This window comes from Desulfolithobacter dissulfuricans, from assembly GCF_025998535.1.
Classification (GTDB): domain Bacteria; phylum Desulfobacterota; class Desulfobulbia; order Desulfobulbales; family Desulfobulbaceae; genus Desulfolithobacter; species Desulfolithobacter dissulfuricans.
Genome location: NZ_AP024233.1, coordinates 2,095,221 through 2,107,010, shown reverse-complemented (window position 1 = coordinate 2,107,010; position 11,790 = coordinate 2,095,221). Strand labels below are relative to the sequence as shown.

Below are 11,790 nucleotides of genomic sequence, written 5' to 3'. Positions count from 1 at the left end.
CCATTCAAAGGGCTGGAGAGTGGAATATTTGTCACTCCCGGCTGGTCTTATCTCTTGGCAACCTGTGGACTTCTAAGTGTTAGAAGGATTTTGAATCTAATAATTTTTTTAGAAAAGGGGCATATTTCACGTCTTCTTTGTTAATATGGCCTAGCCACCATTCTTTTAAGAATTTCAATATGATATTTGAATCATTATTGCTGCTGGCATAAATAGAAAGGTTTTTTGTTTTCTCTACAAGTTTTTTATGCATTACAATGTGATCTTTGATGTCAGGATAGTTTGCCTTTTTCATTAATGCTTCTTCTGTTTTAAAATGTATATCAACATATTGTTCTAATATTATCATGGTAGGTTTTATTATTTCGTCACCGTGTCCAGTTTGGATAAAATAGTGTAACGAATTGATGGTAGAGATAATCCCTCTATGTTGTTCGTCGATTATTGGGATTCCAATATTGTTGTTGTCGCTCCAAACTATATATAGGATGTTGTTCATATTTTATTTACATGCTAGCAGTTTGTTGTCAGGGAAAAATTCAATTACAATTCTATGTTAACGATGTTTTTTTGGCAAAATGGTCCTGTTAGAGTGTTTTTTTGTGTTGCATTATCATCTGATAACATATTGTTTTCTGAGTTTTAGCTACATGCATTAAGGATATCTTATTATGTTTTTTGTGACGATAAGTTTTTTTTGATGATTTTCTGTGATCAGTTTGATCATTGTTTGGAATATTTTTTTTGATATCGCAATAATCGAAACTGCGTGTCTGGTGCTGGAAAATACCATGGTGCCAGCTATTCCCGGTGAAGGGCATTCTGAGCCATGGTAGGCGCAGATTTATGTTCACCCAAGGGGGACGGTAAAGCTATTTCGCTTTGATCACGCCATCATGCGCCAAGTTGTTAACCAAAAAAGGGATATATCCTGACAATTAAGCATAGTTGCACCCTTACCTTGCCGCTCCTGTTTGCGGCAGGTCGTGCTCTTTGATATAGCCCACCGATTGACGGCGGGTCAGGTCATCACATCGTCAGGTTCGATCACCTCGACGACGTACCCCTTGATGCCAAAAGCAATGCTCCGGTAGAGTGTTTCCATCGAGTCTACAGGAAGTTCCCTGAATCGACTACGGACATTCTCCCAGAGCTGACGTTTGCTTCTGGACTCTTCCCAGGCCTTGCGGAAAAGCCAGCATCCCAGCTGCTGAGCCTGGTCAACCAGAAACGCCAGCACCATCAGAGTGGTGAATACCATTGAAAGATGTTGTGCCCCCAGGCCATAGTTGTGTCCCAGATGATACCCTTGGTTCTTCAAGGTATTGAACGTCTCATTTTCGATACGCCACCGGGCCCGGCCCGCCCGCATGATCTCATAGGCGTTCTCCCTGGTGATCTCCAGGTCGGTCACCCAGGCAAACCGCAGTTCATTGCCCTTGTCGTCAGCTTGCCAGTACTCGAGCAGGTTGACCTTCAGATCCTGGTTGGACTTGTTCAGGGACAGGCCATTGACGTAGCGGAAGACATGATATTTCTTTGGATCCCTGGGATCATCCATGTTGAATTCCGTCACTTTACCCGTCTCGACAGAGGCATCGAACTGCTCGAACAGAAACTGATGGTCACCTGGTTTGACACCAAGAATGAAACGCAGGTTCAAGGCCTTGAGCTCCCGTATATGCGGTGCATTGCTGCTCAGAGCGTCTTCAGTGACGATGACTGGAAGATGAGGGTGTTCGCGACGGAACTCTCGCCAGAAACGCTGGGCAGCAGCCCGCTCACAGTCCTGCTTGCTGGTGCCGTCCTGGTTGCTGATCATTTCGGGACAGAAGGGAATGACTTCCCGTTTGTCAGGATGGACAATGGCTGCTCCATACATCTGCTGGTAGTAGGCATGTTTACCGTTTTCCTGTTTCTTTCTGAGGCAGAAATCATTGCCGACTTTTGTCGAATAGTAGAAACCGGTACCGTCACCGCTGATCAGGTAGTGTCCATCCAGACAGGTCATGGCTTCGAGGTCTTTGCCGCGCTGGAGGATGCGGAATACCGCGGTAAAACCTGATCTGAATTCACGCGGCGAAAGAGGATCGAGGATTTCCCGCATCTGGGTGTCGGAGGCGATGTTTTCGATACCGAATACGGCACGCAGATTTTCGGCCTCGTTGAGACGTCGATTTTCAAAAGCCAGCAACGAGGGATCCTTGAGGGAGAACATGGCGTATGCTGACATGAGAGCATCATCGAGGGAGATGCTCGTTTTGCTGACTTGGCGGTGATCAGGGATCGCCTGAAAACATCGGCGCAATACTCGGATAAAGTTATCAGCATTGCAATGCTTTCGCACCGTTTTGGTCTGATCCGTGATGAGGCTGACAATACGTTCCACGTTGTAGAGTTTGATTTGGTCCATGGCGTTCTCCTATGCAACTAATTGAAATCACATAGAAAAACGCGAACCGCCCTTTCAAGGCCTTGTCAAGAAAAAAATAACCGGGATCTTGTTTTTTATCGTCGTTATTCCAGTAGGTTATGATGACACCGTCGATATTTGCATGTTGGGTCCGATCCTCTGGATTGGATAAAAAGTTTACGAAAAATGTCGTAAGATTTCACGCTATACCTACGTTTCAGGCTTGTCCGGGAATTGCTGCCATGGTGCTGAACCGTTGGATTGTTGTGTTGAAGTGTGTTCGAGGTACAGCGGGCATAAAAAAAGGGACTTAACCAATTGGCTAAGTCCCTGATCTTGTTGGTGACCCCAAGGGGAATCGAACCCCTGTTTTCGGCGTGAGAGGCCGACGTCCTAGACCGCTAGACGATGGGGCCTTGTGGTGGGTGAGTTTGTATAATATCTGGCTGGCTTTGTCAAGACGCTTTGCTGCCTTTTTTCATTCCCTGGTCCCTGGATTGGATTTTTCGGCCAAACGATCTTGCCTGGTCGAGCAGGTCCGGGTTTTCCCGGGCTGCTTTCCGGTGTTCCAGGCCGCGGGCGAGCAGTTCGCCGCCATAGCTGAGATCCATGGCGTCGAAGCCGTAGCGGGCTGTGAGGATGGCGCCTTCGAACAGCCGGTCGCCGCGGGAGGCGGCGGTGGAGACCAGGTAGCCAAGGGCTTCCGGGTTGTTCCGGCGCTCCTTGAGGATATATTTCCTGCTCCACAGGGTCTGGCACCGGTCGATGAAGAGTTTTGTCTGGGCGGTGAGGCCATAGAAATAGATGGGGGAGCCGATCACGATCCGGTCGGCGGCCATGATTCTGGGGTAGAGGGAGGGCATGGCATCATCCAGGATGCAGGTTCCTTTTTTCTCGCAGTTGCCACAGCCAATGCAGGGGTGAATGTCCAGCTCGGGTAACCGGATCAGCTCCCATGTTCCTCCGGCCTCTTCGATGCCCTGGCCCACGTGGCGCAGGAGGGTTTCGGTGTTGCCGTTTCGGCGCGGGCTGCCGAGAAAGAGCAGGGTTGGAGTGTTGGGTTCAGTCATTGTCCTGATGCTCCTGGTTCTCGGGCAGGCGGCCGAACAGGGCTGTTTTTTCACGCATCCAGAGGGCCAGCTCCGTGGTCATGAAGCGGGGGGCGCAGCGCCAGCGCCAGTTATCCCTGGAGGTGCCCGGGGTGTTCATGCGGCAGTCGTTGCCAAAACCGAGCACGTCCTGCATGGGAATCAGGGCCAGGGATGCCGGAGACCCCAGGGCCAGGTGGATCATGTCCTGGTGGAAGGTGGAGGCATCGGTGTCGGTCCTGTTGGCAAACTGCTTGGCCTGGCGTTTGGCCTCCGGTGGAACCGCGGGGCTTAGGAACCAGCCCACCGCGGTGTCGTTGTCGTGGGTACCGGTGTAGACCACGCTGTTTCTCGGGTGGTTATAAGGCAGGTAGCTGTTTTGCGGGTTGCCGTCAAAGGCAAAGAGAAGGATCTTCATGCCCGGAAAGCCCAGGGTGTCGCGCAGCTTCTCCACCGCCGGGGTGATGAGGCCCAGGTCTTCGGCGATAACCGGCAGGGGGCCGAGCCGTTTTTCCATCTCGCGGAAAAAAGAGAGGCCAGGGCCTTTTTTCCAGTTGCCGTGGATGGCGGTCTTTTCCCGGGCCGGAACAGACCAGTAGGAGTCAAAGCCGCGGAAATGATCGATGCGGATGATGTCCACCTGGGAGAAGATGGTCTCAAGTCTCCTGGTCCACCAGTCGTACAGAGCGGCTCGGACCTCTTTTTTTCGGCTGTTCCAGCGGTAGAGCGGGTTGCCCCAGAGCTGGCCGGTGCGGCTGAAGTAGTCCGGCGGTACCCCGGCGACATGGGTGGGGAGACTGGTCTTCGGGTCCAGGTCAAAGATTTCCTGGTGGGCCCAGACGTCCACGCTGTCCAGGGCCACGTAGATGGGCAGGTCGCCGATGAGGCGGATGTTTTTTTTCGCTGCCCGGCGTCGCAGCTCTTGCCATTGGCGGAAAAAGACATATTGTTCAAAACGGAAGTAATCTATGCTATGATGCAGTTGCGTTTGAATTGATTGCAGCGCAACTGGATCGCGCTTCCTGAGCGGGGTGGGCCACTGCCACCACGGTAGCTGGTTGTGCTGCTCCTTCAGGGCCATGAACAGGGCATGGTCTTTGAGCCAGGGATAGCGCTCGCTTATCTCGTCGAGTTCGTCCCGACGGCCCTGCTGCAGGAACGTGGTCCAGGCCTCCTGGAGGACCTGGTTCTTCCAGGGGATAGCGCTGTCAAAGGCGACGAAATATTCAGAGCATGAGGGGCACCTGGAAAGCTGGGTGTTGGTCAGGAGACCCTCTTTGGCAAGGAGTTCCGGGCTGATGAAGAGCGGGTTGCCGGCAAAGGCCGAAGAGCTCATGTAGGGCGAGTTGCCGAAAACAGGGCTGGTTGGTCCCAGCGGCAGGATCTGCCAGAAGGACTGTCCGGCCGCTGAGAGAAAATCCAGAAAGGTCCAGGCTCCCGGGCCGAGATCGCCGATACCGCAGGGCGAGGGCAGGGAGGATATGTGGAGCAGGATTCCTGAGCTGCGTTTTTTGAGAAAAGGTATCAAATGCTTACCCCGTGTTCTTGTTTCGTGTATAGTGGGATCATGCGTATCTGTGTGGATATTATCTCTATTTTTACCCGATTCACTACGATTTAGGAAATCTTTATTTGCTTTTTTGGACGTTTTGTATTAGATTGAAACAGTTTATGGGTATATTGGCGCGCAGAGCGCTTTTTTGCGTTTGTATTGGTGCGTAACATATAACAAGTGTGGGGGTTGAAGGCAGGTGCTTGCAAGTATCAAGGATGACCTTCTCGAGGCTGGTAAAAGCGAAGGCTGTATAACATTCCAGCACCTCAATGAGCTGCTTCCCGAGGATATCAAGGATCCCGGCGCCATTGAGGAAATCTTTGACTTCCTGGGCGAACACAATATCGAGATCGTTACCCAGGAAAAATCCGGCAAGAAAAAGACCCTGTCCGGTGAAGAATGGACAGGCAAGAAAGACCCTGATGCTGAGGCGTTGGTTGACGCCGAGAGTCTTCCTGACAGTGAAGAACATGACAGCGAGGAGACGACCACCACCTATCTTCGGGAGATGGGGCAGTTTGATCTGCTGACACCCGAGGAGGAGGCCAAGTACTCCAAGACCATACGCGAAGGGTTCAGCTCAATAATCAATGCCATCCGCGAGGATACCTCCGGAACCCAGGAAATCAAGATGCTGGTGGAGCGCATTGACCTGTGGCAACGGCGGGATCCTTCGCTCAAGCCCAAGAAGCAGCAGCTCAACTACATGCGTCACTGCGTCAAGCTGGCGGTGAAGAAGTACCCGGAAAAGAGGGAGCTGCTTGAGCTGCATGCCAAACTCGAGGCCTATAACCGCTCCATCGAGATCGCCAAGGACGCCATGATTCGCGCCAACCTGCGGCTGGTGGTCTCCATTGCCAAACGCTACATGCATCAGGGGCTGACTCTGGCGGACCTGATCCAGGAAGGCAACCTGGGCCTGATGCGGGCCGTGTTCCGCTTTGACTACAAGAAAGGCAACAAGTTCTCCACCTATGCCTCCTGGTGGATCCGGCAGGCCATCACCCGGGCCATCCTGGACAAGACCAGAACCATCCGGCTGCCGGTGCATTTTCTCGAGTTGCGCAGCCAGTTCTTCAAGGCCTTTTACTCGCTTCTGAAAGAACTGGGCCGCGAACCCACGCCGCAGGAAATCTCCAAGATGACGGATCTGCCCATGGACAAGATCCTCGCCATCCTGGAGGCCTCGCGCGAACCGATCTCCCTTGAGACCCCGGTGGGTGACGATGACTCCACTCTGGGCGATTTCCTGGAAAACCAGGAATCCGAATCACCCTATGATGCGGTCCAGAACAGGGAACTGGCCAACCGGGTAACCGAGGTGCTGTCCACCCTGACCGAGCGGGAGGAAAAGATCATCCGTCTGCGCTTCGGTATCGGTGAAAAGGCCGAGTACACCCTGGAGGAGATCGGCAAGCGGTTCAATGTCTCCAGGGAGCGGATCCGCCAGATCGAGAAAAAAGCGCTCAACCGGCTGCGTCATTCCAGCCGCCGGGAGAAACTGCGTTACTTCCTTGACTGAGAGGAAAGGGATTGGAGCGCCTGTCACGGGATCGTCGTGGCAGGCGCTTTTTTTTGTCTTGAAGGCCGTACCGGTCTGGACGGTACGGTTTTTTCATTTCTGTGATTATGGCTGGGCAGGCAACCCTGGGTCAGTCATGCAGGTCAGGTATCTATCTCATGGACTCATTTATTGAACAGGCCGGACTTGGCGATATCCTTGCCAAGGTCCGCAACGAAGAACGGCTCTCCCTGGAGGACGGCCGGCGGCTGTACGAATGTCCGGATATCCTAGCCCTTGGGTATCTTGCCAATATCGTCCGCGAACGCAAGAACGGTAACCGCGCCTACTTCATCTACAATCAGCACATCAATTACTCCAACGTCTGTACCAATCTTTGTAAGTTCTGCGCTTTCGGCAAGGAAAAGGGTCATGATCAGGCCTATGAGATGAGCCTGGAGGATGTGAAGGAAAAGGTTCGGGAGCGGCTGGAGGAACCGATCACCGAGATTCACATGGTGGGCGGCATTCATCCGGACCTGCCGTATTCCTATTATCTTGATCTGCTTCGAGGTATCAAGGAGATCCGTCCGGACGTGCATATCCAGGCTTTTACCTGTGTGGAGATCCATCACCTGGCCGAACTGGCCGGCAAGTCGGTGGGCGACACCCTGGAGGAACTGAAGGAGGCCGGGCTCGGCTCCATTCCCGGAGGCGGGGCCGAGGTCTTCTCCCCGCGGATTCGGGAGCTTACCTGTGAGAAGAAGCTCTCCGGCGAGGGCTGGCTCGAAGTCACCAGAACCGCACACCGTCACGGCCTCAATACCAACGCCACCATGCTTTACGGCCACATCGAGACCATTGACGAGCGGCTCGAACACCTGGATGCTCTGCGCCGGACCCAGGACGAGACCGGTGGATTCCTGGCCTTTATCCCGCTCTCCTTTCATCCCAAAAACACCGAGCTGTCCCAGCTTTCCCGGACCACCGGGGTGGATGACCTGAAAAACATCGCCGTAGCCAGGCTGATGCTCGACAACTTTCCCCATATCAAGGCCTACTGGGTCATGATCGGCCCCAAGCTGGCCCAGGTGGCCCTGTCGTTCGGGGCTGATGACATGGACGGCACGGTCAAGGAAGAGATCATCACCCACATGGCCGGAGCCGAGACCGAGCAGGCCCTGGGCCATCGCACCCTGATCAAGCTGATCCGGGAGGCGGGTCGGGAACCGGTGGAGCGCGACACTCTCTACAATATTCTCCAGACATTCTAAGGGTCATGAACGAGTTGATGCAGCGGGTCGTGGAAGGCGACCGGATCGATGGCAGGGAGTTTCTTACGCTGGCCCGGGAGGCGAGTCTCCACGAGCTTGGTTTCATGGCCAATGCCATCAGAAAACGGCTCCATCCGGAACCGGTGGTCACCTATGTGATCGACCGGAATATCAACTACACCGATATCTGTATTTCGGCCTGCAAGTTCTGCGCGTTTTTCAAGGCGCCCGAGGACGGAACCGGCTCTCTGCTGAGCTTTGAGGAGCTTGCGCAGAAGATCCGCGAGACCATGGCACTGGGCGGGACCCAGATCCTCCTCCAGGGCGGGCTCCATCCGGACAAGCCGCTGGAGTATTACGAGGAGATGCTCCGGTTCATGAAGAAGACCGGTATCCACGTCCACGGTTTCTCGCCGCCTGAGATCTGCCATTTTGCCGAGTTGTCCGGCCTCTCCACCCGGGAGGTGCTCGAGCGGCTCATGGCCGCCGGCCTGGATTCCATGCCAGGCGGCGGGGCGGAGATCCTCTCCGACCGGGTACGCCAGACTCTGGCCCCGCGGAAATGTTCCGCCGATCGCTGGATCCAGGTCATGGAAGAGGCCCACAACCTGGGGATGCGGACCACGGCCACCATGATGTTTGGCCATGTGGAGACCATGGAAGAGCGGCTGGAGCACCTCCAGCGTCTGCGCGATCTCCAGGACCGGACCGGCGGATTCACGGCCTTTATTCCTTGGCCGTTCCAGCCGGACAACACCCCGCTGGCCCAGGCCATGGAGATCGAAAAAACCAGTGGGTTCAACTATCTCAGGATGCTGGCGCTCAGCCGGATATTTCTGGATAATTTCGATAATATCCAGGCCTCCTGGGTGACCCAGGGGCCCAAGATAGCCCAGCTGTCGCTTTTCTTTGGTGCCAACGATTTCGGGTCCACCATGATCGAGGAAAACGTGGTTGCAGCCGCCGGGGTGCACTTCCGGCTCTCGGAACAAGAGATCCAGCGGCTGGTCCGTGATGCCGGGTTCGAGCCCAGGCAGCGGCGGATGGATTATACACCTGTCTGAAACGGCAGGGCTTCTGCGTTCCGTATCCAGGGATCGGGCTGTTTTTTGTTTTTTGTTTTTCTCCGGTCCCGGGTATGGTTCAGCCATTTTCTGGTTGACTGATGCCTTCTCCTGTTCTTCACCGTGCCTCCTGGCTGGTACCTGTCAGCCGTCCTGTCATCAGGGATGGCGGACTGGTGGTGCAGGAAGGTATCATCCTCGACCTCGGACCCTTTGAGGTTATGCAGGCCCGTTTTTCCGGGGCAGCGGTCCAGACCCATCCCGATACCCTTCTCCTTCCCGGCCTGATCAACGCCCATATCCACCTGGAGCTTTCCCATCTTGGTTTTCTTGCCCGGAGGCAGCAACGACCTGCCACCTTTACCGGCTGGATCGAAGAGATGCTCCGTGAGCGCGAGCGTCACGGCGCCACAGGGTCACAGGTTACGGCCGCAGCCCGGGAGGTCCTGGCCCGCCAGCACCGGGATGGGGTGATTGCTCTTGCCGATATCGGCAACACCGATACCTGTTTGGAGATCCAGCCCGGGTTTCCCGGTGTTGTCCAGTCCTATCTCGAGCTGCTCGGCCTGAGCCGGGCGGCGGCCGAGCGCAGCCTGGCCGTGCTGGCCGGGCAGGATGACAGCCGCATGTGCACGGCCCATGCGCCCTATTCCACCCACCGGCAGCTGATCGTGGCCCTGAAGGAGCGGGCCCGGCGCCTTGGCCACCGGTTTCCCATCCATGTAGCCGAACCAGCGGTGGAAGAGGAGCTGGTCTGCCACGGGCGCGGAGAGATCGCTGATTTTCTGCGTCGGCGCGGCTTCTGGGACGGTTCTTTTCAACCTGCCGGGATTGACAATGCAGGGTCTGTGCAGTACTTAGATCAACTTGGTGTCCTGGACTCCGATACCCTGTGCGTCCACTGTGTGCATGTCCGGGAAGAGGCGATTCAAATCATGGCCCGACAACAGGTCAGGATCTGTCTCTGCCCCGGTTCTAACCGCTTTCTCGGGGTGGGGAAGGCGCCGGTGGCGGACTTTCTTGCTGCCGGTCTGCTGCCGGCCCTGGGCACGGACAGTCTGACCTCCAATCCCGAAGTGTCGCTCTGGCGGGAGATGCATATCCTGCGACAGGACCATCCGGCCATATCCGACAGGAACATTGTCGCCATGGCCACCCTGGGAGGTGCCAGGGCGCTGGGCCTGGAACAGGACTATGGAACCCTGGAGCCGGGCCGCAGAGCCGCGGTGCTCGCCATTGCGGCCGGGGAAGTGCATGATGGCGATCAGGTCTACCCGTTTCTGACCGATGGCCGGCAAAAACAGATAACCTGGATGTGACCGATGGCCCGTATCGGCATGGTGAACTACATAAACACCGCACCCATCTACGAGGTGTGGAAAGAAGAGGTGCCCCGGAGCGACTGGATCGTCACCGAGGCGCCGCCCTCCACCCTCAACCGGCTGCTGGCCGCCGGCGAGCTGGATCTTGGTTTTGTGTCGTCGTTTGAGTATGCGGCCCGGCCGGACCGATACCGGATCCTGGCCGATCTCTCCATCAGCGCCACCGGGCCGGTGGGGTCGGTCTTTCTGTTTTCCACTGTGCCGCCAGGGGAGCTGGGCGGGCAGCTGGTGCTGCTCACCGGCCAGTCGGATACCTCGGTCTCCCTGGTCCGGATCATCCTTGAAGAGTTCATCGGTGTGACGCCCGAGTACACGGTGGGAGAGGTCTATGGCTCGCGCCGGGACGAGGCCGGGATTCACGGGGTGCTGGCCATCGGTGACGAGGCCCTGCGGCTGCGGCTGGAAAATCGCTATCCGTACCAGACCGACCTGGCCGAGTTCTGGAACAACCAGACCGGGCTTCCCTTTGTCTTTGCCGTCTGCGCCATCCGGGAGTCGTTCTTGCAGGAGTCCGAGCAGACCGCCCGGGAGATTCATCACAGTTTCCTCACCTGCCGCGACCGGGGGCTTGTCCGGCTGCCCGAGATCTGCGAGCGGGTGGCCCGGCGGATTCCCATGGATTGCGAGGCCTGTTCGCGCTATCTTGGGGCCATGGAATATGACCTGGATGAGAGCAAGCAGGAGGCACTCAAACGTTTCTTTTCCCTGCTTATCGCCCGGGGCGAGGCGGATCCCGGTGCCCTGCCGCTGAAAATTTTTTCATGAGCTCAAACTTCAAAATTCAAGCTGTAACTATATGAAACCGGAAGAAAAAAAAGTCTTTGTCCGGGACAAATTTGCTGCCATCAGCGGTAAATACGACCTGCTCAACTCTCTGCTCTCCATGCAGGTGGACCGCTACTGGCGCTGGAAGACCACCAGGCTGCTGCGGGAGTTTCCCCGGGGCCCGGTGCTTGACCTCTGTGCCGGTACCCTGCCGCTGTCCCTGGAACTCACCAGGCAGGCCCGGGAACGCCAGGTTCTGGCGGTGGACTTCTGCGAGGACATGCTCCGCCAGGGTGTCCGGTCCCTGCCCGACGATGACCGACGCGGGCGGATCTTGCCCGTCTGCGGCGACGGCGAGGAGATACCGGCCCCGGACAATACTTTCTGGGGCTGCACCGTAGCCTTCGGGGTCCGTAACCTGTCCCGGACCCAGCAGGGGCTGGGTGAGATGTACAGGATCCTGCGCCCCACCGGCAAGCTGCTGATCCTGGAGTTTTCCAGGCCCACCAACGTGCTGATCAAACCTTTGTATAATTTTTATCTCAACAAGGTGCTGCCTGCCGTGGCCGGCATGGTATCCGGCGACAAGGAGGCCTATGAGTACCTGGCCTCGTCCATCGCCGCCTTCTACGAACCCGAGGAACTGCTCGCCATGATGCGCCAGGCCGGATTTGCCAAAGTGGACCGTATTCCGCTGACGTTTGGTATCGTCTCCATCTATATCGGGATCAAGTAGGGCAGGGCCGGG

10 protein-coding genes and 1 tRNA gene are annotated in these 11,790 nt (G+C 56.0%); 6 read left to right on the top strand and 5 right to left on the bottom strand.

Translation table 11 applies throughout. The features are described 5' to 3' along the window. Positions 1-79: 79 nt before the first annotated feature. The 5 genes from GF1_RS09345 to malQ form a co-directional block, all read right to left on the bottom strand. Entirely contained in the window at positions 80-499 is a 420-nt protein-coding gene (locus tag GF1_RS09345; protein ID WP_267926265.1) for a bacteriohemerythrin, read from the bottom strand. A 522-nt stretch (positions 500-1,021) separates the two neighbouring features. After that, positions 1,022-2,413, bottom strand: coding sequence for a transposase (locus GF1_RS09340; RefSeq protein ID WP_267926018.1), 1,392 nt, complete (start codon positions 2,411-2,413; stop codon positions 1,022-1,024). Between the two features lie 340 nt (positions 2,414-2,753). Then, positions 2,754-2,829: transfer RNA gene (locus GF1_RS09335), tRNA-Glu, on the bottom strand. A 39-nt stretch (positions 2,830-2,868) separates the two neighbouring features. Further along, positions 2,869-3,483, bottom strand: a complete 615-nt coding sequence (locus GF1_RS09330) for a flavodoxin family protein (RefSeq protein WP_267926264.1) — start codon at positions 3,481-3,483, stop codon at positions 2,869-2,871. Continuing rightward, the gene (gene malQ, locus GF1_RS09325; RefSeq protein WP_267926263.1) at positions 3,476-5,029 is read right to left on the bottom strand and encodes a 4-alpha-glucanotransferase; all 1,554 of its coding nucleotides are present in this window, start codon (positions 5,027-5,029) and stop codon (positions 3,476-3,478) included. Before malQ ends, GF1_RS09330 begins: the two co-directional genes overlap by 8 nt. 223 nt (positions 5,030-5,252) lie before the next feature. On the opposite strand from malQ, the gene GF1_RS09320 reads away from it, so the two are divergent. The 6 genes from GF1_RS09320 to GF1_RS09295 all read left to right on the top strand — a co-directional run bounded on the left by GF1_RS09320 (position 5,253) and on the right by GF1_RS09295 (position 11,778). Next, entirely contained in the window at positions 5,253-6,578 is a 1,326-nt protein-coding gene (locus GF1_RS09320; RefSeq protein WP_267926262.1) for a sigma-70 family RNA polymerase sigma factor, read from the top strand. Between the two features lie 158 nt (positions 6,579-6,736). Continuing rightward, on the top strand, positions 6,737-7,831 hold the full coding sequence (mqnE, locus tag GF1_RS09315) for an aminofutalosine synthase MqnE (RefSeq protein ID WP_267926261.1): 1,095 nt from the start codon (positions 6,737-6,739) through the stop codon (positions 7,829-7,831). Between the two features lie 5 nt (positions 7,832-7,836). Beyond that, on the top strand, positions 7,837-8,895 hold the full coding sequence (gene mqnC, locus GF1_RS09310; RefSeq protein WP_267926260.1) for a cyclic dehypoxanthinyl futalosine synthase: 1,059 nt from the start codon (positions 7,837-7,839) through the stop codon (positions 8,893-8,895). Positions 8,896-8,996: 101 nt separating this feature from the next. Then, positions 8,997-10,214 carry an amidohydrolase family protein gene (locus GF1_RS09305; RefSeq protein WP_267926259.1) on the top strand — a complete coding sequence of 406 codons (1,218 nt, stop codon included), beginning with the start codon at positions 8,997-8,999 and terminating at the stop codon, positions 10,212-10,214. Positions 10,215-10,217: 3 nt separating this feature from the next. Further along, the gene (locus GF1_RS09300; RefSeq protein WP_267926258.1) at positions 10,218-11,042 is read left to right on the top strand and encodes a menaquinone biosynthetic enzyme MqnA/MqnD family protein; all 825 of its coding nucleotides are present in this window, start codon (positions 10,218-10,220) and stop codon (positions 11,040-11,042) included. A 31-nt stretch (positions 11,043-11,073) separates the two neighbouring features. Next, positions 11,074-11,778: a ubiquinone/menaquinone biosynthesis methyltransferase gene (locus tag GF1_RS09295; RefSeq protein ID WP_267926257.1), complete on the top strand. Its 705-nt coding sequence runs from the start codon at positions 11,074-11,076 to the stop codon at positions 11,776-11,778. The last annotated feature ends 12 nt before the right edge of the window (positions 11,779-11,790 follow it).